This is a genomic window from Bradyrhizobium sp. TM239 (assembly GCF_036247985.1).
GTDB classification, from domain to species: Bacteria; Pseudomonadota; Alphaproteobacteria; order Rhizobiales; family Xanthobacteraceae; genus Bradyrhizobium; species Bradyrhizobium ottawaense.
In genome coordinates this window covers 567026-593690 of the sequence record NZ_BTIR01000005.1, presented here as the reverse complement: position 1 = coordinate 593690, position 26665 = coordinate 567026, and the positions used below count along the sequence as shown (strand labels likewise).

Annotated in this window: 18 protein-coding genes; 7 read left to right on the top strand and 11 right to left on the bottom strand. The window is 65.3% G+C overall.

The features are described 5' to 3' along the window. Nucleotides 1–57: 57 nt before the first annotated feature. From AABA84_RS11555 to AABA84_RS11520, 8 genes are all read right to left on the bottom strand, one after another. Nucleotides 58–951: an outer membrane protein gene (locus AABA84_RS11555; protein WP_338312096.1), complete on the bottom strand. Its 894-nt coding sequence runs from the start codon at nt 949–951 to the stop codon at nt 58–60. Nucleotides 952–1193: 242 nt separating this feature from the next. Beyond that, entirely contained in the window at nt 1194–2069 is an 876-nt protein-coding gene (locus AABA84_RS11550; protein WP_212250103.1) for an outer membrane protein, read from the bottom strand. 156 nt (nt 2070–2225) lie between these two features. Further along, nucleotides 2226–3752 carry a tripartite tricarboxylate transporter permease gene (locus AABA84_RS11545; RefSeq protein WP_212250105.1) on the bottom strand — a complete coding sequence of 509 codons (1527 nt, stop codon included), beginning with the start codon at nt 3750–3752 and terminating at the stop codon, nt 2226–2228. Nucleotides 3753–3763: 11 nt separating this feature from the next. Next, a complete protein-coding gene (locus AABA84_RS11540; protein ID WP_212250464.1) occupies nt 3764–4306 on the bottom strand; it encodes a tripartite tricarboxylate transporter TctB family protein in 543 nt (180 codons plus the stop codon). 201 nt (nt 4307–4507) lie between these two features. Then, entirely contained in the window at nt 4508–5482 is a 975-nt protein-coding gene (locus AABA84_RS11535; RefSeq protein WP_338312095.1) for a Bug family tripartite tricarboxylate transporter substrate binding protein, read from the bottom strand. Between the two features lie 207 nt (nt 5483–5689). Beyond that, entirely contained in the window at nt 5690–9598 is a 3909-nt protein-coding gene (locus tag AABA84_RS11530) for a beta strand repeat-containing protein (protein ID WP_338312094.1), read from the bottom strand. A gap of 589 nt (nt 9599–10187) precedes the next feature. Beyond that, complete coding sequence (locus tag AABA84_RS11525) at nt 10188–10985, bottom strand: enoyl-CoA hydratase/isomerase family protein (protein WP_212250110.1); 798 nt, start codon at nt 10983–10985, stop codon at nt 10188–10190. Between the two features lie 61 nt (nt 10986–11046). Further along, the gene (locus AABA84_RS11520; RefSeq protein ID WP_212250111.1) at nt 11047–12246 is read right to left on the bottom strand and encodes a pyridoxal-phosphate-dependent aminotransferase family protein; all 1200 of its coding nucleotides are present in this window, start codon (nt 12244–12246) and stop codon (nt 11047–11049) included. A 223-nt stretch (nt 12247–12469) separates the two neighbouring features. On the opposite strand from AABA84_RS11520, the gene AABA84_RS11515 reads away from it, so the two are divergent. Together AABA84_RS11515 and AABA84_RS11510 are read left to right on the top strand one after the other, a co-directional pair. After that, nucleotides 12470–15478, top strand: coding sequence for an FAD-binding and (Fe-S)-binding domain-containing protein (locus AABA84_RS11515; protein ID WP_338312093.1), 3009 nt, complete (start codon nt 12470–12472; stop codon nt 15476–15478). Next, nucleotides 15471–15899 carry a GlcG/HbpS family heme-binding protein gene (locus AABA84_RS11510; protein WP_166468672.1) on the top strand — a complete coding sequence of 143 codons (429 nt, stop codon included), beginning with the start codon at nt 15471–15473 and terminating at the stop codon, nt 15897–15899. Before AABA84_RS11515 ends, AABA84_RS11510 begins: the two co-directional genes overlap by 8 nt. Before the next feature lie 987 nt (nt 15900–16886). On the opposite strand, the gene AABA84_RS11505 is transcribed toward AABA84_RS11510, so the two are convergent. Then, nucleotides 16887–17669, bottom strand: a complete 783-nt coding sequence (locus AABA84_RS11505; RefSeq protein ID WP_212250114.1) for an enoyl-CoA hydratase/isomerase family protein — start codon at nt 17667–17669, stop codon at nt 16887–16889. Nucleotides 17670–17837: 168 nt separating this feature from the next. Between AABA84_RS11505 and AABA84_RS11500 the strand changes: the two genes are divergently transcribed. Next, nucleotides 17838–19229, top strand: coding sequence for a caspase family protein (locus AABA84_RS11500; RefSeq protein ID WP_338312092.1), 1392 nt, complete (start codon nt 17838–17840; stop codon nt 19227–19229). Here the strand turns inward: AABA84_RS11500 and AABA84_RS11495 are convergent. Beyond that, entirely contained in the window at nt 19226–21316 is a 2091-nt protein-coding gene (locus tag AABA84_RS11495; RefSeq protein ID WP_338312091.1) for a molybdopterin oxidoreductase family protein, read from the bottom strand. The genes AABA84_RS11500 and AABA84_RS11495 overlap by 4 nt on opposite strands. Nucleotides 21317–21550: 234 nt before the next feature. Between AABA84_RS11495 and AABA84_RS11490 the strand changes: the two genes are divergently transcribed. The 4 genes from AABA84_RS11490 to AABA84_RS11475 are packed head-to-tail and all read left to right on the top strand — an operon-like array spanning nt 21551 to nt 25834. After that, nucleotides 21551–22525 (top strand): Bug family tripartite tricarboxylate transporter substrate binding protein, encoded by a 975-nt coding sequence (locus tag AABA84_RS11490; protein WP_338312090.1) that lies wholly within the window; start codon nt 21551–21553, stop codon nt 22523–22525. 14 nt (nt 22526–22539) lie between these two features. Next, a complete protein-coding gene (locus tag AABA84_RS11485; RefSeq protein WP_338312089.1) occupies nt 22540–23010 on the top strand; it encodes a (2Fe-2S)-binding protein in 471 nt (156 codons plus the stop codon). A gap of 2 nt (nt 23011–23012) precedes the next feature. Further along, nucleotides 23013–25139 carry a xanthine dehydrogenase family protein molybdopterin-binding subunit gene (locus AABA84_RS11480; protein ID WP_338312198.1) on the top strand — a complete coding sequence of 709 codons (2127 nt, stop codon included), beginning with the start codon at nt 23013–23015 and terminating at the stop codon, nt 25137–25139. Continuing rightward, nucleotides 25136–25834, top strand: coding sequence for a molybdate ABC transporter substrate-binding protein (locus tag AABA84_RS11475; protein ID WP_338306663.1), 699 nt, complete (start codon nt 25136–25138; stop codon nt 25832–25834). Before AABA84_RS11480 ends, AABA84_RS11475 begins: the two co-directional genes overlap by 4 nt. 13 nt (nt 25835–25847) lie before the next feature. Here the strand turns inward: AABA84_RS11475 and AABA84_RS11470 are convergent, their stop codons facing one another. Next, entirely contained in the window at nt 25848–26654 is an 807-nt protein-coding gene (locus AABA84_RS11470) for an SDR family NAD(P)-dependent oxidoreductase (protein ID WP_338312088.1), read from the bottom strand. Nucleotides 26655–26665: the final 11 nt, after the last annotated feature.

Genomic DNA, 26665 nt, shown 5'->3' with positions numbered 1-26665 from the left:
CAGCGAAGAAAGCCCGGCGCTCCGCCGGGCTTTCGACTTAGAGAGCTGCGCCGCCGCTCAAGTTCCGCTGAAGCGGTAGTTCACGCCGAAGCGCAGGATGTTGTCGGTGATGTGGGAACGATAGCCGACGACGAGCGGCGCGCCGCTGAGCGCGATCACGGGCGTTGTGAGCGAGCCGGACACCGTTCCGAGATCGACATAGAGATATTCGAGCCGGGCGCTCCAATTGTCGGCGAAGGCACCTTCGATGCCGGCACCAGCGCTCCAGCCGACCTTGGTCGTGCTGCTGCTGAAGCTCGCCGCAACCGGCGTGAACGCGAGGTTGTCGCCGGAGCCCGGCGAGCCCGTGACATTGATCGCGCTCACGCTGCCCGAGGTGGAGATGCGGCCATAGGCGAGGCCGCCGGTGCCGTAGAGCAGCACGCGCGGCGTCACGGCGACACCGAGCCGGCCGCGGACGGTGCCGAACCAGTCGAGCTTCTGGGTGAGATTGAGCGCGACGGGCAGCGCGGGATCGAACGTGTTGTCGCCGCGATGGCCGGGCGTGCAGATGCCGTCCTGCAGACCGTCCGGCGCACCGGCGCACAGCGCGTCGAGACGGCCCTTCTGGCCGCTGCCCTGGAAATCGGCTTCGAGACCGAGCACGACCATCTCGCGCTGCCAGTTGTAGCCGAGCTGTCCGCCGCCGGTGACGCCGTTGAGATTGAACGTACCAGCGCTCGAGCTCAGCAGCGCGCCGCCGCCGCTGTCGATGAAATCCGTTGTCGTCACCGAGCGGCCCCAGCCGTAACCGATGTTGAGGCCAGCGTAGAATCCGCTCCAATTGTAGGTTGGATCAACAGCCACCGGCGGCGCCTTGGTATGGATGTGCGGCATTGCCAGATCAGCGGCAAAGGCATGCGGGGCGAGCAGCATGGCGATCGCGGACGCAACCAGCAGAGTTCGTGTCATCAATCTTCCCTCGAGAAACGGCATGGCCTGATCGCCCGCTCGCAAGACGCGCGGGTGATTCAGTGCGGCGAAACTAGGGAAGAACCGTTCGGCTCGCGTCCTGCGATCGAATGTCGGTCGTTCGGAGGATTGGCTCGCGATTACAGCCGGGCGAGCGCGATGACCGGCCGGTGAGGGTCAGGCAGAAACGACAAAGCCCGGCGCGAGGCCGGGCTTTGCTTCTTGTTGACGCCTTTGTTGATTCAGTATCTCGCGACCACCGGGCTGTCGAACTGGTAGTTGATGCCGGCGCGCAGAATGTGATCGGTGAAATGGGACGAGACGCTGGCGCTGATCGGAAGCGCCGGCGCCAGACTGAATGCGCCGGTCGAGAAGCGGCCAAGATCCATGTAGAGATATTCGAGCTTGGCGCTCCAGTTCCGGGTGATCTTGCCTTCGACGCCCGCGCCGACGGTCCAGCCGACGCGCGTGGTCGAACTCGAGCCCACCGCGGCGATCGGACCGAACGGAGCGACGGTGCTGAAGCTCGACAGCGTACCGGTGGTCTTGATCTCACCGAAGGCGAGACCGCCGGTGCCGTAGAACAGCACCTTCGGGGTCGCGAGGATACCGACGCGGCCGCGAACCGTGCCGAACCACTGGAGCTTCTGATCGATCGCCAGCGTGGTGCCGGCGAGGCCGCCGGGCGGAAGGAACGTAAAGGTGGGAAGGCAGGGACCGGCGACAGGCGCCGCGGCAGTGCCAACGCAGGAGAAGCCAGCGCGGCCCTTCTCGTCCGACCATTGCAGGTCGCCCTCGATGCCATACACCCAGTTGGCGCTCTGCCAATTGTACCCGGCCTGACCACCGGCAATGGCGCCATTCATGTCGAACGATGCGCTGGTGATGGAGCCGGCTGGCGGCGCAATCGGCGCGCCGGTTCCGTCGAAGAAAGACGCATTGGAGCGCGAGCGTCCCCAGCTGTAGCCGGCATTGGCGCCGACGTACCAGCCGGTCCAGCTCCAGACCGGATCCATCACCGGCGCCTTGACGTAGGGCCGCGCCGCGAGATCCGCAGCCAGTGCACCCGTCGCGAACAGCGACATCGCCGCCGCCATTCCAATCACGATCCGCTTCATGGAGATCTCCCCCTCCGCACGACTTTGTGATCGGAAGCATACACCGGGTTGCGTCCAAGGGTTGTGCCGCTCCTGCAACATTCAGCAACAATCGGGACTGCTGCAGGCGACACATCAGGACACCGGCGACAATCCTATCCCCTTGACCTGCAAAGACTATGCATCCTGGCGTTGAACCGCCTTTGTGCGCTGCGTCCATCCGACGCGGGCCAGCATGCCGTCGATCACGGGCCAGAACAGCAGGACGATCGCCAGCGTCGTGATCGAGCCGACCAGGCCGTTCGACCAGAACACTTTGAGGTCGCCGCCGGAGCCGATCATCGACAGACGAAAGGCATCTTCAGCACGATTGCCGAGCACGAGCGCGAGGGTGAACGGGGCCAGCGGAATGCCGATCTTCTTGAAGACGTAGCCGACGATGCCGAAGCCCAGCATCAGCCAGATGTCGAACATCGCGTTCTGGATCGCGTAGGCGCCGATCGCGCAGGACACCACGATCATCGGCGCCACCGCGGCAAACGGCACGCGAAGGATCGAGGCGAAGATCGGCACCGTCGTCAGCACCAGCACGAGGCCGACGACATTGCCGAGATACATCGAGGCGATCAGGCCCCAGACGAAGTCCTTGTGCTCGACGAACAGCAGCGGCCCCGGATTGAGCCCCCACACCATCAACCCGCCGAGCAGGATCGCCGCGGTGCCGGACCCGGGAATGCCGAGCGCCAGCATCGGCAGCAGCGCCGAGGTGCCTGACGCATGCGCCGCCGTCTCAGGCGCGAACACGCCCTCGATGCGACCCTTGCCGAAACTTTCGGGATCCTTGGCGAAGCGCTTGGCGAGGTTGTAGCCCATGAAGGACGCCGCGATCGCGCCGCCCGGGGTGATGCCGAGCCAGCAGCCGATGAAGGAGGAGCGCAGCAGCGTCGCCCAGTATTTCGGCAAGTCCTTCCAGACGCCGAGCACGACGCGCAGCGAGATGCTTGCGGCGTGCCCGCGAAGCGCCAGCCTCTCCTCCATCGTCAGCAGGATCTCGCTGATGCCGAACAGGCCGATCACCGCAACCAGGAAGTTGATGCCGCGAAGCAGCTCCGGCGAGCCGAAGGTCATGCGGAGATTGCCCGACACGGTATCCATGCCGATGCCGGCGAGCAGCAGCCCCAGCGACATCGAGATGACCGTCTTGTGCTTGGCCTCGCGCCCCAATCCGACGAAGGAGCAGAAGGTCAGCAGATACACCGCGAAGAACTCGGGCGGGCCGAACTTCAGCGCAAAGGACGAGATCATCGGCGCGAGGAACGTGATCAGCAGCACCGCGACCAGCGAGCCGATGAAGGAGGAGGTGAACGCCGCGGTCAGCGCCTCCGCCGCCCTGCCCTGCTGCGCCATCGGATAGCCGTCGAAGGTGGTTGCGACCGACCAGGCTTCGCCGGGAATGTTGAACAGGATCGAGGTGATGGCGCCGCCGAACAGCGCACCCCAATAGATGCAGGACAGCATCACGATCGCCGAGGTCGGATCCATCGTGAAGGTGAGCGGCAGCAGGATCGCGACGCCGTTCGGGCCGCCGAGGCCCGGCAGCACGCCGACGAAGATGCCGAGCACCAGCCCGACCATCATCAGCACCAGCGTCTTCCACGTCAGCAGGACGGCAAAGCCGTGGAGCAGGAGACCAAAAGCTTCCATCGCGGGACCGCCTAGCGGCCGAAGGCCGCTTCGAGCGGCCCTTTCGGCATGATGACGTCGAAGGCGACATCGAATGTGACGAACATGATCGCCGTGAACACAACAGCGGTGAGCAGCGACTTCCACAGCGCGATCTTGCCGACGAGGCGCATGAAGCCGGAGATCAGCAGGAAGCTCGCGACATAGAGGCCGAGGAACTGCGTGACGAGGCAGAACAGCAGCGTCGGCACGAACACCGCCAGCACGCGGCGGCCTTGCGCGCGCGTGACGAAGGTTCCCGACGCCGCACGCCGCGCCAGCAGCGCCACGACCAGGCCATAGAGGCTGGCGCCGCCGAGGATGACCGAGAGATAGAACGGAAAATAACCGGGTTCGGGCCCGGTCGAATCCCAGGACGCGCCGGTGCGCCAATTGTCGGTGCCGAGCGTGACGGCCAGCGCGAGCAGCAGCAGGCAGACGAATATCTCGACCGTGCCGGACGAGACGACGGAAGGCGAGTCGTCTTCAGGCGCGGTCGGATCGTCGACGACGATTTCGAGATCGGTTTGGGACATGCTCTGCCAGGGACGGAGTGCGGTCAATTCCCCCTCTCCCCGCTTGCGGGGAGAGGGTTGGGGTGAGGGGGAGTCTCCGCGAGGACGGTGAAAGCGGGACTCGCGGAGAGTCCCCCTCACCCGGATTGCACTGGACGATGCTTCGCATCGCCAGGTGCAATCCGACCTCTCCCCGCAAGCGGGGCGAGGTGAAGAGGAGGGTTACTTCGCGACGAATCCGGCTTCGGTCATCAGCGACTTGTTGATGGCATCATCCTCCTCGAGGAACTGCACCATGTCCTTGCCAGTGAGGAAGATCGGCTTCAGCGCCTGCTTCTCCATGTAGTCCTTGTACTCGGCGGTCTGCGTCACCTTGTGGAACAGATCGACGTAGAACGCCTGCTGCTCCGGCGTGACCTTGCCGGGCAGGAACATCGCGCGCAGCATCAGATATTGCACGTCGACGCCCTCCTCCTTGCAGGTCGGGATGTCGGCCCAGGACTGGGTGTCCGTCACCTTGGCGCTGTAGGAGATGCGCTCCTTGTCGAACACGCAGAGCGGACGCACCTGGCCGGCGCGCCAGACTTCGAGGTTTTCGCTAGGGTTGTTGACGTTGGCTTCGGTGTGGTTGCCGACCAGCTGGGTCGCGGCCTCGCCGCCGGACTTGTAGGGCAGATAGGAGAATTTTGCGCCGGTCTTCTGCTCGAGGAAGACGGTCAGCACGTGGTCCTCGCGCTTGGAGCCGGTGCCGCCCATCTTGAACGGCGCGCTCGCCGCCTTCGCGGCCGCGACGAACTCCTTCACCGTCTTGGGGCCGGCGCTGTTGTCCCACAGCACGAACTGGTCGAGCGCGACCACCGAAACCGGGGTCAGCTCGCGCCAGTTGAACGGGATCTTGGCCGACAGCGGCAGCATGTAGATCAGCGAATAGGCGATCAGAACCTTGTTCGGATCGCCCTCGCTGGACTTCATGTACATCAGCGCTTCCGCACCCGAGGCGCCGCCCTTGAGCGAGACGACGATCGGCTGCTTCATCAGATTGTTCTTCTGGATCGCGGCCTGCATCATCCGCGCCATCTGGTCGGAGGCGCCGCCCGCGCCCGCCGCGACCACGATCTCGACGGGCTTTGCCGGCTCCCAGCCTGCAACAGCCGGCGTGCCGCAAAGCGCGACTGTCAGCGCAATCGCGGCCTTCATTCCATGTCCCACGGGCGTCTTCCCTATGTTCTTGTTCGGATTGGAAATTCAGAGATGAATTCAGCGACCATTGTGCTGGCGAATTCAGCCAAGTTCAAGCCATCCGACGTCATCCCCGTTATGACTTTGGAATGAGATGACGCAACGCAAAAAAGCGGGCTCCCTGCGGAGCCCGCGCCTTGGGGCTTCAAACCCGGATGCAGTAGCCTACACGACCAATATGTCGTGCTGATTGAGCAGCACGCCGTTCTGGACGCTGACCAATGCGACCGCCGCACCCTGGGTGCCATCAGCGCTGTAATAGAGCGTCTGGTTGCCGGTGTCGAAATGGAATTGGGAGAAGCCCGAGAACACATCGTCACCTGAGGTCTCGAACGTCACGTCCATCCCTGCCGTCAGCCCGCCGCCGAAGCTGCCCGCCGAGACGGCGATGCGGTCGTGCTCGGTGGTATTGTTGAAGTCGCCGATCGTGCTCGGACCGGATGGCTGGAGGAAGGCGAAGGTGTCGTTGCCACCGCCGCCGGTCATCGCATGGCCGCCGGCCGTGGCGATCAGCACGTCGTTGCCGCCGCCCCCGCTCATCGTCTCGCTCCCGTTGGTCGCGATCAGGATGTCGTCACCGCCGGTTCCGGTCAGCGCGCCCGCGCCGGCCGCGTTGTTGATGATCGTCGCCGTGGCCGCATTCGACGAGGTCGTGCTCCCGTCGAAGGTGGTGTAGCTGAACGAGCCGCCGAGCGCCGAATCGTCGGTGAAGGAAGCATCTCCGAACGCGAAAGCACTGCCACCGGAGCTCGCCGTGATAGTGCCGAGCGACAGATGGTCGATGGTGTCGGGGTCGGTGTCGTTCAAGGCGAGGGCCCAGCTCGGGATCTGGACGGTCCCATTGGCACCGACATCGGTGATCACGGTCTCGCCGACCGCGGTCGGCGCATCGTTGGTGCCGTTGATGGTGACGGTGACATCCTGCGTGGTCGAGCCGCCATTGTTGTCGGCGATCGTCACCAGATAATCCTGGGTCAGCGTCTGCCCCTGCGCCAGGAACTGGATGTCGGCATTGTCGACCGTGAAGTGCCAGGCGAGCGATCCGGCGCCGCCGGCCTCGCTGAGCGGATCGAGCGAGAACGTGCCGACATAGCCGCTGTCGATCGGCACGAAGCTCGCGCTGTGCATATCCCCGATCTCGGCGTCGAAGAACGACAGCGAGCCCGCCGTGGATTCGGTGGCGGGCCCCGTCGCCGGGCTGACGCTGACGGAATCGAGGATCATCCCGGTGTCATGGTTCTTGTAGGTAAACTGCAGCAGCGTCGACGACAGCGCGCTGTCGCCGAGCACATCGAAGGAATAATGATTGACGCCGGACGGCACATTGCCGAGCGACAGGATCGTGGCGCCGTCCCACGACACCGCGAGCGGTGAGCTGACGCTCTCGGGATCCCCGAAGATATCGAAGCTGACGAAATAGTGCTGGCCGGGCGTGGTCGCGACGTTCTGCGACAGTGTTTCCGGAATGCTCGTCGGCAACAGCTCGACCGAGTAATGGCCGAAGCTGCCCCCGAGCTCGAGCTGCGCGACGTGAATGTGGCCACCGCCGCTCACCGTCCAATTGGACAAATTGCCGGTCTCGAAATCGCCGTTGAGGATCACCGGCGGGCCGGCGTCCTCGGTGACCGCTCCGCTGAGATTGGCCGCGGTGACCTGCGGGTTGTCGTTGGCGCCGGCGATATCGAAGGTGATCGTGGTCGAGGCCTGGTGGCCCTGGCCGTCGTCGACCGTGAAGGTGAACTGGTCGGTGACGTTGTCGCCGGCGAGCAGCGCGTCGACCGACGCATCCGCGACATAGCCGTAGGAGCCATCGGCGTTGAGCACCAGCGTTCCATGCGCACCGGCGACCGAATGGCCGACATTGGCGGCGCTGCCGTTGACCTCGGTAATGGTCCGCGGCGTGCTCTGATCGACCGGCTGGGTGATGTCGAAGATGGCACCGCTTGCGATTCCCGTACCGGCATCCGGGCCCGCCGTATCGGCTGCCGCGATCGTCAGCGGCGTCAGGACCAGTGGATCCGCCGCGCCGTCGATGGTCACGGTGACGGTCTGGACCGAATTGATGAAGCCGTCCCAGACATTGACGTCGTATTGCACCGTCAGCGTCTCGCCGACGCTCAGGAAGTCGAGATCGGCGTCGGGAATGCTGAAAGTCCAGTCGACGCTGCCGATCCCGGTGCCCGTGGAATCATGCAGCACCGTTGCGAGCGCCGATTGCAGGTCCACCAGCGTCTGCGCCGGGGCGGCAAAGCTATTGGCCGACCACACCGCCGAGTTCAGCACCACGCTGACGGAATGCGTGTCCGACAGATCAACGTCGTTGAAGCTCAGCGTTCCCGTCGGCACCGGACTGGTGGTGTCCGGCGACTGCGATCCGGTCACGCCCGGCTGCTCGGACAGCGACGCGGATTGCGGCCCGGTGGTGATCACCGGCGCGTCGTTGGCGCCGGTGATGACGACAGAGACGGTCTGCGTCGAACTGGTCGAGCCGTCCGCGACCTTGATGTTGTAGGTCACCGTCAGCGTCTCGTTGAACGCGAGATAGTCGAGATCGTTGTCAGCGATCGCAAAGTTCCAGTCGATGCTGCCGGTGCCGGTGCCCGTGGAATCGTGCAATGTCGTCGTCAGCGCCGCTGCGAGATCCGCCTGCGTTGCGGCGGGCGGCGTCGGCCCCGAGGTCGAGTCCAGCGTGACCGTCACCGTGTGCGTATCGCTGGTGTCCTGGTCGGTGAAGGCGAGCGTGCCCGCCGGGGTCGTCGGCGTCGTATCCGGCACAGGCGAGCCCGTGGTGGCGTCCTGCTCGGCGACCGTGGAGGATTCCGGACCGCTGGTGATCACCACGGGCTGGTTGACGCCGAGGACGGTGATGGTGACGTCCTGGGTCGTGGTGGCGCCGGAGGGATCGGTGACCGTGACGTGATAGACCAGCTTGAGCGTCTCGCCGCCGTTGAGGAAATTGGCAGAGGAATTGGGAAAGGCGAAATTCCAGTCGACCTCGCCGATCAGATGACCGGTCGAATCCTGAAGCGCGGTGCCGAATGCGGCCAGCAGCTGCGTATTGGTCAGCGGGATCGCTCCGCCGCCCGAACGGGTCGCGGTGACCGTCGTCGAGACGGTGTGCGCGTCGGCAAGATCGATGTCGGTGAAGAGCAGGCTGTCATGTGCGGTGAGATTGCCGCCCGGGTCGACATTCTGATTCTCGACGAGCGCGGCCGATTCCGGGCACGACAGGAAAAATGGCTTGTCGTTGGTGCCGACCACCGTCACGGTGACCGTCTGCGTCGAGATCCCGCCGGCATGGTCGTCGAGCTGCACCGTGTAGGTGATGTCGAGATGCTGGCCCGCCGAAAGATAGTCGAAGGCGAGATCGGGCGCCGAGAAGGTGGTGTTGATGGTGCCGGTTGCCGAGCCGGACGTCTTGACGACGTTGTCGACGTGATAGAACGACATCAGCTCGGCGTTGCCGAACGGGCCCGGCAACAGGCCCGCGGTGGCTCCGGAGGCGGAGACGCCGATCACCGTCGCGGTGTGCCCGGTGTTGGCGAGGTCGTCATCGGTGAAGTTGAGCGCGACGTGAACCATGTCGGGCGAGAGCGACAGCGTCTGGTTGGTCTGCTCGGTGACCGTCGCGGCCGTGGTCATGTTGATCACCGGCTTGTCGTCGGTGCCGGTGATGGTGATCTTGACGGTCTGGATCGCGAAGCCGCCGTGGTTGTCGAGGATCTTGACGTCATAGGTCAGGACCAGCGTCTGGTTCTTGGCCAGGAAGTCGAAATCCTGGTCCTGGTCGCTGAAATTCCATTTGAGCTGGCCCGAGCCGTTTGAATCGCTCAGGATCTGCGACTGCATCGCGGTCTGGAAATGCGCAAGCGAGGCTGCCGGCACGATCGTTCCGCCCGAGACCACCGCGGAATGCAGCGTCGCCGACGTCGTATGGGAGTCGGTCCTGTCGCTGTCCTTGAAGCTCATCGTCCCGGACAGAGTGTGCAGCGTGGTTGAATCGTTGAGGTTGGCAAATTCGGTGAAGCTGCCCGTCGCGGATGACGAGGTGAAAACCGGCGTGTGGTTGGTCATGGAAAAATCCCTGCCTGCGTTGCCATGGAGGCGCCGCCGCATGAGGGCGCGGCGACGTGACTGATCGGTCCGAGAAATCAGACGAGACTCAACGGTCTTGCATCAAAGCGTTGGCTTAGGGTCTTGATTTAGGAGCTTGATTCAGGAGCTTGGGCTTGTTCGCGAGGCCGTCCCGGGATGGTCGGCAGCAATGAAAATTCTGGCGCGGGCTCGCGTCGTCGAAATTACGTCGCTATCTCTTCAGTTCAATTTCAGTTCAATGACATCCGGTTGCAGCACGGCCGGTCAGAACGCTTCGCAGAATTCACGTCGGTCAATTCAATCGGACTTAAAATCACTTGCTGGCCGCCCTGTCGGCACGAGGAATATAGAAGGCATCATGCAACCTCTGCGATCTTATGCCCGAGCTCGCCGCGCCGTCAACGTGGACGCATAACCGCAGACGCGCGCAATTGCGGTTCCGGAGGGCGGAACCGCCTGAAAGATCTGTGACAATTGCAATTGCGCGGGGCCACTGACGGTTGATTGGTCAGCCATCGCTTCCGCCGGTTGCCGCACCCAGCATGGCGCAGCCGGCCAAGGACGCGGGCTACTTGCCCTTCCAGTTCGGCGTGCGCTTGTTGAGGAAGGCGTCCATGCCTTCGCGGAAATCTTCGCTCATATAGGCTTTCAGGATCAGGTCCTCGCCCTCTTCGCGCGACAGCGTGCGGCGGATGCGGCGCACCGCTTCCTTGGTCGCTTCCAGCGTGAGCGGCGCGTGGCTGGCGACGAGCTTTGCGGTCTCGTCGGCGCGGCGCTGCAGCGTCTCGACGTCGGGCACGATCTCGTTGAGGAGGCCGAGCGCAAGGGCCTCCGGCGCCTCGACGAGGCGCGCCTTGAAAATCAGATCCTTGGTGCGGGCAGGTCCGACCAGCGCCACGACGCGGCTGATGTTCGACATCGACAGGCAGTTGCCGAGCGTGCGCGCGATCGGAAAGCCCATCCGCGTGGTCTCGGTGCCGATGCGGAGGTCGCAGCAGGCCGCGATGCCGGCGCCGCCGCCGGTGCAGGCGCCGGCGATCGCCGCGATCACGGGCACGCGGCACTGCTCGAGCGTGCCGAGCACGCGGTCGATGCGGGCCTCGTAGTCGAGCGCGTCCTGCGCGGTCTTGAACGCACGGAACTGGGAAATGTCGGTGCCGGAGGCGAACGCCTTGTCGCCGGCGCCGGTCAGGATCAGCGCCTTGATGGAGCGGTCGGCGTTGATCTCCTGGCAGATCTCCGCCATGCGATCATACATGGCGAAGGTCATTGCGTTGCGCGCCTGCGGGCGGTTGAAGGTGATCCGCGCGATGCCGTCCTGGACGGAGTAGAGCAGGTCTTCGTTTGTCGTCGTCGGTGCGTTCATCGCGCGTCTCTTCTTCTCTAGGTCGGTTCAGGCCGGCTGAGCCGCCAGGCTAGCTGAGCCTCTAAGCTACCTGGGCCTTGGTCATCGGCACCGCGTCGCGTCCCTTCAGGACGTCCATGGCCGCCAACACGCCGCCGCTCCGGTGCGGGATCTTTGCCAGATCCAGGCCCATCTCGACGCCGGCGAGCGTGCCCATCAGCATCAGATCGTTGAAATGGCCGATGTGGCCGATGCGGAAGACCTTGCCCTTGACCTTGTTCAGGCCGGTGCCGAGCGACATGTCGAAGTTTTCCAGCACAACCTTGCGGAAGGCGTCGGCGTCGTGTCCGTCCGGCACGCGCACGCCGGTCAGCGCCGGCGAGTGCGCAGCCGGGTCGGCGCACTGCGTCTCCAGGCCCCAGACCTTGATCGCGGCACGCGTCGCCGCGCTGTGGCGCTTGTGGCGGGTCCAGACGTTCTCCAGCCCCTCCTCTTCCAGCATCTTCACAGCTTCGCGCAGGCCGTAGAGCAGATTGGTGGCGGGCGTATAGGGGAAGGTGCCGAGCTTGTTGAAGTTGATGACCTCCTGCCAGTCCCAGTAGGAGCGCATACCGGGGTTGGCCTTGGCAACGCTGAGCGCCTTCTCCGAGACGGCGTTGAAGCCGAGACCCGGCGGCAGCATCAGCCCCTTCTGGGACCCCGCGACCGAAACGTCGATGCCCCAGGCGTCGTGCTCATATTCCATCGAGCCGAGGCCGGAGATGGTGTCGACCATCAGCAGCGCCGGATGCTTGACGCGGTCGAGCAGCTTGCGCACCTCCAGCGGCGGCGTCACGCAGCCGGTCGAGGTCTCGTTGTGGACGACGCAGACGGCCTTGATCGCGTGCTGCTTATCGGCGACGAGGCGCTTCTCGATCTCGGCGAGGTCGGCGCCGTGGCGCCAGTCGCTGGGGATGAAGTCGACGTCGAACTTGAACTTGTCGGCGATGCCGCGCCACAGCACGGCGAACTGGCCGGTCTCGCACATCAGGAGCTTGTCGCCGGGCGCGAACACGTTGACCATCGCCGCTTCCCAGGCGCCGGTGCCGGACGAGGGGAAGATGATCACGGGCTGCTTGGTGCGGAACACCCGCTGCATCGAGGCGAGAACCGCAAAACCGAGCTCGGCGAACTCCGGACCGCGATGGTCCAGGGTCGGCATGTCCATCGCCCGCAGCACCCGGTCGGGCACGTTGGTCGGTCCTGGAATCTGTAAGAAATGCCTTCCAGTATGCACGGTCATCGGCGTCCTTCCCGGTCTTTGAGGCTGTCTTGGCTCTCGAGGCTGTCTTGGCTCTAACGTCGGTTGGCCCGAATTGAGAGCTCCGGCGAGCCGCTCGCATATCACTATTCGCCGGGCTTGTCCCTCGCCCGGCGAGGTCCGTCAATGCACAAGAAGCAGGGCTCGCTTGCCAAGGGCCGTGACGGGAGGCAAGACGGTGCCGGCGAACAGGCGAAAGCGGACCATGGCGGCGGAAGTGGCTGGAAAATCACCGGAATCGGCTGAAAAGGGCGGCCTGGCGGCACGCCTGGCCCGGGAAATCAAAGGTGACGTCCTGTTCGACCGCTTCAGCCGTGGCCGTTACGCCACCGACGCTTCGTTCTACCAGATCATGCCGGCCGGCGTGGTGGTGCCCCGGACCATGGACGAGGCCTTGCTGGCGCTGGCGATTGCCCGTGACGATGGCCGCAAGGTCACCCCGCGCGGCGGCGGCACCTCGCAATGCGGCCAGACCGTCAATGACGGGATCGTGGTCGATCTGTCGAAACACCTGAACCGCATCCTCTCGCTCGACGTCGAGGGCCGCACCTGCGTGGTCGAGCCCGGCATCGTGCTCGACGATCTCAACCGCCAGCTTAGGAAGCATGGCCTCTGGTTCCCGGTCGACGTCTCCACGGCCTCGCGCGCCACCATCGGCGGCATGGCTGGCAACAATTCCTGCGGCGGACGCTCACTCCGCTACGGCACCATGCGCGACAACACACTGTCGATGGAGGCCGCGCTGGCCGACGGCACGCTCGGCCGTTACGGCGAGGTCTCGCGCGATCTCTCAGATCTCAATGCGAGCGACAGCGCACGCGCCCTGTTCCGCGACATGCTCGATCTCGGCACGCGCGAGGCCGACGAGATCGCGGCAAGGTTTCCAAAAGTGCAGCGCCGCGTCGGCGGCTACAATCTCGATGCGCTGGTGCCGCGCAATGCGCGCAACAACATGGCGCACCTCCTGGTCGGCTCCGAGGGCACGCTGGCCTTCACCACCAAGGTCGAGCTGAAGCTCTGGCCGGTGATCCGCAACAAGGCGCTGGGTGTCTGCCATTTCGGCAGCTTCTACGAGGCGATGGATGCGGCCCAGCACCTCGTCAAGCTGAAGCCAATCGCGGTCGAGCTGGTCGACCGCACCATGCTCGCGCTCGGCCGCGACATCGCGATGTTCGCTCCCGTCATCTCCGCCGCGATCAAGGGCGATCCGGATGCGGTGCTGGTGGTCGAATTCGCCGAGGAGGACCAAGCGGATAATCTGTTGCGTCTCAAGCAGCTCTCCGAGCTGATGAGCGATCTCGGCTTCGGCTGGAACAACGACAAACGCAAATGGGGCGGCGTGGTCGAGATCACCGAACCCGCGCTGCAGAGCGGCATCGCCGATTTCCGCGCCGCCGGCCTCAACGTCATGATGTCGATGAAGCAGGAGGGCAAGCCGGTCTCCTTCGTCGAGGATTGCGCCGTGCCGCTGCCGCACCTCGCCGACTACACCGCGCGGCTGAACGAGGTGTTCGCCAAACACGGCACCAGCGGCACGATGTATGCGCACGCCTCCGAGGGCTGCCTGCACGTGCGCCCGGTGTTGAATCTGAAGCTGGAGAAGGACGTCAAGGCGATGCGCGCCATCGCCGAAGAGGCCTTCGCGCTGGTGCGCGAATACAAGGGCTCGCATTCCGGCGAACATGGCGATGGCCTGGTGCGCTCCGAATTCCACGAGACCATGTTCGGCGAACGTCTCGTCGCCGACTTCAGGGAGGTGAAGCAGCGCTTCGATCCCGACGGCACGCTCAATCCCGGCAAGATCGTCGATGCGCCCAGAATGGACGACCGCTCGCTGTTCCGCTTCAAGCCCGACTATCGCGTCGGCGAGTTGAAGACGAAGCTCGACTGGTCGGCCTATCCCGGCGCCGGCGGCGGCTTCCAGGGCGCGGTCGAGATGTGCAACAACAACGGCGCCTGCCGCAAGCTCGAGGGCGGCGTGATGTGCCCGTCCTATCGCGCCACGCGCAACGAGAAGGACGTCACGCGCGGCCGCGCCAACAGCTTGCGGCTCGCGATCTCCGGCCAGCTCGGCCCCGACGCACTGTCCTCCGACGAGATGATGGAGACGCTGAAACTTTGCGTCTCCTGCAAGGCCTGCCGCCATGAATGCCCGACCGGCGTCGACATGGCCAAGATGAAGATCGAGGTGCTCGCCGCGCGCGCCGCTTCCCACGGCCTGACGCTGCGCGACCGCCTGGTCGGCTATCTCCCGCGCTATGCCGGCCTCGCCTCGCGGCTGGCGCCGCTGGCCAATTTACGCAACCGCAGCGCGCTGCTCCGAAAGCTGTTCGAGCGTTTCGCCGGCATCAGCGCGCGCCGCGCCCTGCCCGCCTTCCGCAGCGACGTGTTCGTACCGCCTGCGGGCAGCGTTGGTCCGGAGACTGGCCGCGAGGTCGTGCTGTTCGCCGACACCTTCAATCGCATCTATGAGCGCGAGAACCTCGATGCCGCCCTGCGCGTTCTGGTGGCCGGCGGTTATCGCGTGCATCTGCCGAAGGCACTGAGCGGCAGCCGCCCGCTGTGCTGCGGGCGCACCTTCCTGTCCGCCGGCCTCGTCGATGAAGCCAGGGTCGAGCTCGATCGTCTCGTGGCCGCGTTTGCGCCCTTTGCCGCGCGCGGCGTGCCGATCGTCGGTCTCGAGCCGAGCTGCCTGTTGACGCTGCGCGACGAGCTCGCCTCGCTGCGCAAGGACGACGACGCCAAGGCCATCAGTGCCCATGCCCTCACCTTCGAGGAATTTCTGGTGCGCGAGGCCGAGGCCGGCCGGCTGCAACTGCCGCTCGGCACCATCGCTGACAAGGCCGTCGTGCACGGCCATTGCCATCAAAAATCCTTCGGCGCCTTCAAGCCGGTCGAGCAGGTGCTGCGGCTCGTCCCGGGCCTTGCGGTCGAGACCATCGAATCGAGCTGCTGCGGCATGGCCGGCGCGTTCGGTTATGGCGCGGACACCTATGATGCCTCGATCGAGATGGCCGAACTGTCACTGCTGCCGGCCGTGCGGCGCGCGGACCCAAACACGCTCATCGTTGCCGACGGCACCTCCTGCCGCCATCAGATCCATGACGGCACAAAGCGCGAAGCGCTTCACGTCGCGCGCGTGCTGGCGATGAGCCTCGATCGTACCGAAACCAATTCCACCTCAACTGCTGCAAAGGAACCCAGCCATGGCTGACCTCACGCTCGACACCGCCCGCAAAATCCTCGACGCCGCCTTCGCGAAGGCTGGCGAACTCAAGCTCAAGCCGCTGGTCGTCACCATCCTCGACGCGCGCGGCGTGCTCAAGCTCGCCGCGGCGCAGGACGGCACCAGCCTGATGCGCGGCGAGATCGCGCACGGCAAGGCCTATGGCGCGCTCGCCATGGGCATGGGCTCGCGCGCGCTGTTCCAGCGCGCCCAGGAGCAGGCCTATTTCATCGACGCCGTGAACACCATCGCCAAGGGCGCGCTGGTGCCGGTCCCCGGCGGCGTCTTGATCATGGACGGCGCGACGCTGCTCGGCGCGGTGGGTGTCTCCGGCGACACCTCCGACAATGACGAGGCCTGCGCGGTGGCCGGCATCCAGGCCGCGGGGCTGAAGGCCAATGCGGGGTAAGATGCAGTAGGGTGGGTTAGCACTGTGGGCGCGCAAAGCGCGTCCCGCAGGGCGTAACCCACCTCTTCTGCCTCCGCGGAAACAGACTTGGTGGATTACGCTGACGCTAATCCACCCTACGACACCTACAAGCCCTTGCGCCACCCGACGGGCGAAACACCCATCGCTCGGTCAACCGTCACACCCCAAAATATTCGCCTTTACAGAATTTCTGATTTATCGCATTGTCGGCCCATCCTGATCCCGTGACAAGGGGCGGTCGTACGTCGTCACGAACCGCGGATCGGGTTGCGGTGGACGCTGGGCAGCGCCGTCGCGGATGTGAGACGCAGGGCGGGGCGATGGATTGAGCCGAACCCCGTGAGCGTCCCGCAAGCCGCGTTGTACGAACGGCGCTCGATGCCTGCGAGCCCTTGGGCGAAGACGCCCGGGGGTGAAGCGGGAAGCCTGCGTACGGCAAAACCGCGTGGTCCTAGCCGTCGTTGCTACGGTCAAGCCTCTGCGAATGCGGCGTCGCTTCAACCGAGGCGCGTCCGTGACTTTCGCGGAAGTGACGGAGGCAAGACAGAACTCGTCTCCGGGGAGAGCGCGCATAAGCCGTCAAACCATTGCGCGGGGAAGGCCGGATGTTCGGCTGCCCTGTACTTCTCCTGTGCCTTGCGTGTGCATCATTCTTGCACGGGAGTCTTGCGGGTGCCAGCCGGCACCCGGCCTTCCCTGCGCCCTTTCTTCGGACAGGGCGTGAAGCGAGAGCAAACCCCGGGCGAAATGCGCCGCGGGAAGGCGAAGGCGTGTTTGCTGTTTGAGATGTGAAGTTGGTTGAGCACACCCTCGCGCCCCGGACGCAGCGCAGCGCCCCTTCGGCGGTGCGCTGCAGAGCCGGGGCCCATGCCCCCCGCATTCTCCCGTGCCGCCCTCTGGGTCCCGGCTCTGCGCCGCAACGCCAAGAGCGTTGCAGCGCGTCCGGGACACGAGAGCGAGCCCCCCTCACCTTCCCGTCCAGACCGGCTTTCTCTTCTCACTGAACGCTTTCAGGCCTTCCTTGGCGTCCTCGGTCATTGCGAGCAGCGCGATCTGGCTTTCGGTGTAGGCGATGCTCTCGTCGAACGACATCGAGGCGATGGCGCGCATGGCGTATTTGCCGCGGCGGATCGCGGTCGGGGACTTGTCGACGATGCGGCCGATCAGCCAGTCGACCTTGGCATCCAGCTCGGCGGTGGGAACGACGTAGTTGAGCAGGCCGGCAGCCTGCGCCGCCTTGGCATCGAACGGTTCGCCGGTGAGCGCCCATTCGTTGACGAGGCGCGGCGGCGCAATGTTCTGCAACAGGCTCAGCACCTGCATCGGGAACACGCCGACCTTCACCTCCGGCAGGCCGAAGACGACGTGATCGGCCGCGACCGCCATGTCGGTCATGCAGAGCAGGCCCATGCCACCGGCCATGCAGACGCCGCCGACCCGCGCAATCGCCGGTTTGGTGGCGTTCTGTGACAAACGTAACAGATCGGCATAGTCGACATTTGGTTTGGAATGATCCATCGCGAAAGCCGCGCCGGAATTCTGCAGATCGGCGCCCGCGCAGAACGCCTTGTCGCCCGCGCCCGTCAGCACGATGACGCGGACGTCCTTGTCGTCGTGCGCGTCGCGATAGCCTTTGGTGATACCGGCGATGACCTCGCCGTTCAGCGCGTTACGTTTCTCCGGCCGGTTGATGGTGATCCAGAACGCCTGCCCGCGCTTCTCTGTGATGATTGCTGTGGTGTCGGTCATGCTACGCTCGCTTCCATGCCATCCATTTTGCAGCCATTTGCGGCAGGACGGGCGGCGCGCGCAAGGGCAATCTGCAACGCCGTGTCACCATAGCGTGTGGGCGCAAATTCGCTTGGCGATTGAATTGCGGGTGACGGCCGCTATCCTGACTGGAGATTTTGATCACCGATGAGCCATTTCATGCGCGCCGCGATGATTTTGTTGCTGACAGGCCTGCTTGCGCTGGGCGCAGGCCGCGCAAGCCACGCGGCTGATGCTGCGAAACTTGCGCTGGTGATCGGCAACGCCAGATATCCCGACAACGAGTTCGTGCTGAACGACGTCGCCAACGACGCCCAGGACGTCACTGAGGAATTGAAGCGCGACGGCTTCGTCGTCGACCGGCAGAACAATCTCACGGCCGACGCCATGCGGCAGGTGCTGGATCGCTTCTATGCCCGCATCGAACGCGGCGCTGTGGCGCTGATCTTCTTCGACGGTTTTGCCATCCAGTCCAACCGGCAGACCTATTTGCTCCCCGTCGACGCGCAGATCTGGACCGAGCCGGATGTGGCACGCGACGGCTTCAGCCTCGACACCATCCTCGCCGAGATGAACACGCGCGGCGCCGCGATCAAGATCGCGCTGATCGACGCCTCGCGCCGCAACCCGTTCGAACGGCGCTTCCGCCGCTATTCGGCGGGCCTTGCGCCGGCGATCGCGCCGAGCAATTCGCTCGTGCTGTACTCCGCCGCGCTCGGTGCGGTCGCGGCCAGCGGCAAGACCGAGCATGGCCTGTTCGTCGCCGAGCTGCTGCGCGAGATGCGCGCGCCGAACATCAGCGCCGAGCAGGCCCTGACCAACACCAAGAACGGCGTCGTCGCCGCCACCAAGCGCGAGCAGGTGCCGTGGCTGTCGTCCTCGCTGACCACGGAATTCTCGTTCGCAGGTTCGGTGACGCGGCCGCCCGACACCAAAGCCGGCGACCCGGCCAAGCCGGAGCCTCAGAAACCCGAGCCGCAGAAGCCGGTCTGCGAGCCGCCGCAGGCAGAGCCGCCCCCGAACACCGAGGATCTCGCCAGGGATCCCGTCATCGCCGATCTCAGCCGCAAGATCGCGGCGAACGCCAATGACGTCGCCTCGCGCTACAAGCGCGGCCAGGTCTATGCGATCAAGCGCGGCTACGCGCTCGCCATGCAGGATTTCGACCTCGTGATCCGCAAGAATCCCAGGGACGGCGAGGCGCTCAACAATCGCTGCTGGACGCGCGCTGCGACCGGCGACCTGCAGGGGGCGCTCGCCGACTGCAATCTGGCGCTGCAGATCGATCCCGGCTTGAGCGATGCGCTCGACAGCCGCGGGCTCGTCAACCTCAAGCTCGGCCGGACCGCCGAGGCGATCAAGGACTACACCGACGCGATCCAGCGCAACCCGCGCTCCTCATCTTCGCTGTTCGGCCGCGGCATCGCCACCCGCAAGAACGGCGGCGACGGTGCCACGGACATCGCGCAGGCGAAGTCGATGAACCCGAACATTGCGAAGGAGTTCGCAGGCTACGGTGTCTCGGAGTGCATCCCCTAGACGGTGGCGGCCTTCCTGATCCAGACCTTGTTGTCGTGGAACGCGGCCCCGCCGATCGGCGCGACGGTTTCGGCACCGGTCAGCATGTTGATGCCGCGGCCGCCGATGTGGTTCTTGTTGGGATGAACGGACTCCGCGATCAGAACGCCGCGCCGTACACCGTCGAACAGCGTCGCCACCAGCGTGGTCTCGCCGCGGGTGTTGCCGAGTGTCACGGCATCGCCGTCGGCGATGTCGAGCGCGGCCGCATCCAGGGGATGGATCATCACGCTCGCCCTGCCCTCGCGCGCCTGCGAGGACGGCGTCTCGTTGAAGGTCGTGTTGAGGAAGCTGCGCGAGGGGCTGGTCGCAAGCCGAAACGGATGGGCCTGGTCGGTCTGCTCGATCACGGCCCAATGGTCCGGCAATGCCGGCATCTTGTCGAAGTCACCCATCGTGACGCCGAACGGCGGATGCGCCCAATCGGCTTTGAAGTGGAATTTCCCGTCGGCATGGGCAAAGCCGTCGAGAAAATGCGAGGTGCGGAAGTCCGGTTGCAGGTCGCGCCAGATGTCGGCTTCGAGGCCGCCGATATCGCCGTGGTCGCTCAGCTTCAACGTCGCGTCGATCAATTCGCGCGGCGTCATCTCGAAGCCCTGATGCCTCGCACCGAGCCGCGGCGCCAGCGCCTGCAAGACCTCGTGATTGGAGCGGCATTCGCCGGGCGGGTCGATCAGCTTCGCACCCACCGAGATGTGCTGGTGGCCGCCGCCGTAATAGAGATCGTCATGCTCCATGAACATGGTCGCCGGCAGCACGATGTCGGCCATCTCTGCCGTCTCGGTCATGAACTGCTCATGCACCGCGACGAACAGATCCTCGCGCGCAAAGCCCTGCCGGACCAATGCCTGCTCCGGGGCCACCGTCATCGGATTGGTGTTCTGGATCAGCATCGCCTTGACCGGCCCCTTGCCGCGCAAGGCCTCGGCATCGCCGGTCAGGATGCGGCCGATCTTGGACTGGTCGAGCGCGCGGATGTTCTGGTCGACGGCGTCGTGGCCCTCGATGATGGATTCGTTGAAATGCCACAGCGCGTAATTGTTGAAGAAAGCGCCGCCGCCTTCATATTGCCAGGCGCCGGTCACCGCGGGAATGCAATTTGCCGCGTGCATCTGCGTGGCACCGTTGCGGCTGCGCGTAAAGCCGTAGCCAAAGCGGAAGAAGGTGCGCTTGGTCTCGCCAACCGCTTTCGCGAAGGCCTCGATTTCGGCCACCGGCACGCCGCAAATCGCGGACGCCCATTCCGGCGTGCGCGTCATCAGATGCGCCTCGAGCTCGGCCGGGCAGTCGGTGTATTTGTCCATGTAGACGCGGTCGGCGTAGCCGTCGCGGAACAGGACGTGCATCACGCCGCAGGCAAAGGCGCCGTCGGTGCCGGGCCGCAGGATGATCCTGATGTCAGCCTGCTTCATGGTCTCGTTGTCGTAGATGTCGACCGCCGCGATTTTCGCGCCGCGCTCCTTGCGCGCTCTCGACGCGTGCGTCATCACGTTGACCTGGGTGTTGACGGGATTGGTGCCCCAGATCACGACGAGGTCGGACAGCGCCATCTCGCGCGGGTCGACGCCGGCGATCTTGCCGGTGCCGATCGCAAAGCCGATGCGCGCGACATTGGCGCAGATGGTCTGATAGAAGCGCGAATATTTCTTCACATGCGTGAGACGGTTGAGCCCATCCCGCATCACGAGGCCCATCGTTCCGGCGTAGTAGTAGGGCCAGATCGATTCCGCGCCGAACTCGTGCTCGGCCTCGTTGAAGCGATGCCCGATCTCGTCGAGCGCCTCGTCCCACGAAATGCGCGCGAACTGACCGGAGCCCTTCGCACCCGTTCGGCGCATCGGGAATGTCACCCTCTCGGGGTGATGGATGCGCTCGGCATAGCGGGCGACCTTGGCGCAGACGACGCCGGCCGTGTAGGTCTGCTTTTTCGAACCACGGACACGACCGATGCTGCGGCCTTCGACCACCTCGACATCGAGGGCGCAGGCCGACGGGCAATCATGCGGGCAGGTCGAATGGCGGATTTCGATTTTGGCGTGCTGGTTCATGTCCCAGTTCGTAACACCAAAATACCAGCCAGCCGAGCGCATTTATCCGGCAAGGCCCATGCGATTTGCTCAAGGCGCACGCGCCGCGGGTTCCTGCTGCAGGCGCGAAACGCGGCGCAATCACACCGAAAACCACCCGATATTCCCGGCCCAATCGCCTTTGTGAGGCGTCGACAGTCCGCATTCCCTGCCGCTACAGTGCCGGCCAACAAGAACGATATCAGGGAGGTGGGCATGATGGCCCGAAGATCCGTGCTGACATTGGCGGCCGGCCTGCTCGCTGTAGTCTCCGCAGCCCCCTCATTCGCACAGGATTATCCCAGCCATTCGGTCCGGATCGTCGTGCCGTTCGGCGCCGGCGGGCCGGCCGACGTCGCGGCCCGGCTGATCGGCAACGTGCTCCAGGAGAGTTTTGGTCAGCCCTTCGTGGTTGAGAACCGCACCGGCGCCGGCGGCGTCATCGGCACCGTGGAAGCTGTGAAGTCGCCGGCCGACGGCTACACGCTGCTGATGATGTCCAACACCCAGACCGCGAATGAATCGCTGCTGACCGCGGACAAGCGCAAGTACGAATTGATGCGCGACCTCGCGCCGATCGCGCCGGTGAATTATTCCGATCTCGTCATCGTTGTGAACCCGCAAGTCCCAGTGAAGACGCTGGCCGAGTTCGTCGCACTTGCCAAAGCGCAGCCGGGCAAGCTGAACTACGCTTCCTCCGGACAGGGCACGCCCTACCACATGGCGGGTGAGCTGTTCAAAGCCATGGCCGGCATCGATGTCGTGCACGTTCCCTATCGCAACAGCGGCGAGGCGCGCAGCGGCGTGATCGGCGGACAGGTGCAGATGATGATCGACGCGGTGCCGGCGATGGCGCCGAACATCAGCGAAAATCAAGTTCGCGCGCTCGCAACCACCGGCAAGCAGCGTTCGACCGTGCTGCCGAACGTGCCGACAGCAGGCGAAGCCGGTGTAGCAGGCTATGAGGCGACGATCTGGCTCGGCCTGATGGCGCCGGCCGGCACACCGAAGAGCGTGATCGACAAGCTCAACGCCGCCGTCAACGCAATGGTGAAGCGGCCCGACATCGTCAAGCTCTGGACAGAACAGGGCGCCCTGCCCATGTCGATGACGCCGGAAGAGTTCGACAAATTCCTGCGCGGCGACATCGAGAAATGGGCCGACGTCGTCAAGAAGTTCGACAAGTCCTGAGGCCGCAGAGCGCAATGCCCACCATCCAATTCCAGCTCAACGGCGCGACCGCCGTCGTCGAAACCGATTCTGACCAGGCGCTGCTCGATGTGCTCCGCGGCCGGCTCGGCGTCACCGGTCCGCATTTCGGCTGCGGCGCCGGTGAGTGCGGCGCCTGTCACGTCATGGTCGACGGCCGCGCGATGGCCTCCTGCGACATGCCGTTGTGGTCGGTCACGGACAAGGACGTCGTCACGGTGGAGGGCCTCGGCACGGCAGAGCAACCACATCCGCTGCAACGCGCCTTCATCGCCGAACAGGCGATGCAGTGCGGCTATTGCGTCGCGGGGATTCTCGTCAGCGCCGCGGCGCTGCTGAAGCGCAATCCGTCACCGACGGAGGCAGAGGTCAGATCCGCGCTGGATCGCAATCTGTGCCGCTGCGGGTCGCATAACCGCATGGTCCGCGCCGTGCTGCGGGCGGCGGCGGAGATGGCGGCGTCATGAGCATGCCATCCCCTGCCCCGAAGCTGCCGGTGAGCCTTGTTGCCAATCCCAAGCTGTCGTCCTGGGTGCGGTTCACCGATGACGGCCGTGTGGCGATCTCGCCCGGCAAGGTCGAGATCGGCCAGGGCATCGTTACGGCGCTGGCGCAGATCGCGGCGGACGAGCTCGACGTCGAGATCGGCCGCGTTGACATGATCCGCACCTCGACGGCGATGAGCCCGAACGAGGGCGTCACCTCGGGCAGCCTCTCGATCCAGCAATCCGGCCGCGCGCTGCGCCAGGTCTGTGCCGAGGTGCGCCAGCGCTTCCTTCGCGCGGCATCGGAACGTCTCGGCGTCGATGCATCGCTGCTCGATGTCGATGACGGCACCATCTCCGGTCCCGGCAATGTCAGGACCAGCTATTGGGAGTTGATGGACGAGCTCTCGCTCGACCACGACGCCACCGCAGCCCCGACAGCGAAAAGTGCCGCCAAGCGCACCATCGCCGGACATTCGGTCCAGCGCGTCGACATTCCCGACAAGGTGTTCGCACGGCCGCGCTTCATCCACGACCTTGCGCTGCCGGGACTGCTGCACGGACGCGTGCTGCGGCCGGATGTCTCGGGCGCCAGATTGGTCACACTCAATGAGGAGGCTGCGCGCGCGGTCCCCGGCATCGTTGCGATCGTCCGCGACGGCGGCTTTACCGGCGTCGTCGCCGACAACGAGGCGGCGGCGGAAGCCGCGCTGAAAGCCTTGCGCAAGGGCGCGACATGGTCGGCCGGCGACCCGCTGCCGGACGAGGACGATGTGGCGGGCTTTTTGAAGAGCCAGCCGGTCGAGACCGCCATCATCGACACCAGGATGGCGGAACCGGCGCGCAAACCCGTCCAGACGCTCCGGCGGCAATATACCCGCCCTTACATCGCGCATGCCTCGATCGCACCATCCTGCGCCATGGCGCGATGGGACGGCGATCGTGTCCATGTCTGGACGCACAGCCAGGGCGTCTACCTGCTCCGCGCCGATCTCGCGATCGTGCTGAAGCTGCCGGCCGAGAACATCGTCGTCGAGCACATCGAGGGCGCCGGCTGCTACGGGCACAATGCGGCGGATGACGTCGCGCTTGATGCAGTGCTGCTGGCACGAGCTGCCAACGGCCGTCCGGTGCGGGTGCAGTGGTCGCGCCACGACGAGATGTCCCATGCCCCCTTTGGCGCGGCGATGGCCATCGAGATCGAGGCCGATCTCGACGCAGGCAACGAGATCGCCGGCTGGCGCCACGCGATCTGGAGTAACGGCCATGCAGCAAGGCCGGGACGCGCGGCGCAGCCGGCGCTGCTTGCCGCAACCGAGATCGCAAATCCCTATCCGCGCATGATCTCGACCAACCCGCCGGTCGCCAATGGCGGCGGCGCCGATCGCAACTCCGTTCCGCTCTATGACTTCCCGGCCTGGACGATCACGAGCCACCGGCTGCTGACCATGCCGGTGCGCACCTCAGCGCTGCGGACGCTGGGCGGACAAGGCAACGTGTTCGCCATCGAATCCCTGCTCGACGAGATCGCCGCCCTGCGCGGCGAAGATCCGATCGCATTCCGCTTGCGGCATCTGCGCGACGAACGGGCGCGCGATGTCATCAGCGCTGCGGCGCGACGTGCCGGATGGAAGCCGCAGAAGCAGCCCGGAATCGGTCACGGCGTCGGCTTTGCCCGCTACAAGAACATGGGCGCCTACTGCGCCGCCATCGCGGAGATCGAGGGCGCCGACGACGTCCGCGTCAAGCGGCTGACGCTCGCGGTCGACGTTGGCGAGGCCATCAATCCGGACGGCGTCATCAACCAGATCGAGGGCGGCGCGATCCAGGCGACGAGCTGGGTGCTGAAGGAGCGCGTCCGCTTCGACCGCACCGGCATCACCTCGACCTCCTGGACGGACTATCCGATCCTGACCTTCAGCGAGGTGCCGGCCGTGGACGTCGAGATCATCCAGCGGCCGGAGATCGAGCCGGTCGGCGCCGGCGAAGCCGCGCACGGCCCGGTGACGGCGGCGATCGCCAATGCGGTGTATGATTGCCTCGGCGTGCGTGTGCGAGACCTGCCGATCACACGCGACAAGATCATTGCAGCGATGGAGCGTGCGCCTTGACGACAGTGAACGTTTTGAGCGGAGGCGCGGCACAAGGCCTGGTGCGCGGCGTCACCGACGCTTTCAAAGCGCAAACCGGCCTCGGTATCGACGGCGAATTCGGCGCGGTCGGCATCATGGCGGACAAGCTGCGCGCGGGAACACTGGCCGATCTCGTGATCCTGACGCAGGTGCTGCTTGCGAGGCTTGCCGAGGAGAAGCTCATCGTCCCCTCCTCGATTACGGATGTCGGCCGGGTCGAGACCGCGCTGGCGGTCCGCAGCCGCGATCCCAGGGTGATGGTGAAGACGGAGGCCGATCTGCGCGACGTGCTGCGCGGCGCCGATGCAATTTACGTCCCCGACACCAAGGCCTCGACCGCGGGCCAGCATTTCGCAAAAGTGCTGGATCAGCTCGGCATCGCCTATGAGGTGGCCTCGCGCCTCAAGATCTTTCCGAACGGTGCAACCGCAATGCGGGAGCTCGCGGCATCCGGCGCGGCAAAGCCGATCGGATGCACGCAGGCGACCGAGATCATCGCGACAGACGGTATTGCATTGTCGGGGGCGCTGCCGCCCGGCTGCGAACTCGTGACGATGTATACGGCCGGCGTGACAATGCAGGCAGCGCATCCGACAGAGGCGGCGGCGCTGATCGCGTTGCTGACCGGCGCAGATCGGAAGGACCTGCGCCAGCGCGCTGGCTTTACCGGCTAGAGCCGATGACGCCCTATTTGTGCAGCTGAGTGAGACCGGTCGGCGGGCCGTCGACGGCGGTCCAGCCGCCATCGACGAACAGCGTGCTGCCGCTGACATAGCTGGCGGCATCCGAAGCGAGATAGGCCACCGCGGTCGCGACCTCATCGGCGCTGCTCCAGCGGTTGAACACGGTATGGCCGGCGTAGAGATTATAGATGTCGGGCCGCTGCTTGAACGGGCCGGTCAGCGCGGTTTCGGCGATGCTCGGCGCGATCGCGTTGACGCGCACGCCGGCATGGCCGACCTCGGAGGCAAAGCCCTTCACCAGCAGGCCGATCGCCGCCTTGGTCGAGCCGTAGACGCCAAGGCCCGGCTCGATGGTCACCGCGCGCACAGACGAGCAGGCGATGATGCTGCCGCCCTTTTGCGCGACCATGATGCGGCCGAACGCCTGGAAGAACCACACCGTACCCTTGACGTTGAGGTTGAGGACACGGTCGAGATCCTCCTCGGTGTAGTCGAGGATGGTCTTGCGGATGTTGAGCCCGGGCGTCGTCACCGCGATGTCGAGCCGGGGAAATTTCTGCATCACGGTTTCGGCCAGCGCGTTGACGTCCGCCGCGCTCGCGGCATCACAGCTGGCTGCTTCCGCCCAGCCGCCCTTGTCGCGAATCCCGGCGGCGGTCGCCTCAGCTGCGTCAAGCGCGCGATCGGCGCAGACGACGCGGGCCCCGAGCCCAGCCAGCGCCTCGGCCGACGATTTGCCGATGCCCGATGCGGCGCCGAGCACCACGGCCGTCTTGCCGGTGAGATCAAAGAGCTTGCGATAGTCAGTCACTGATAGCTTCT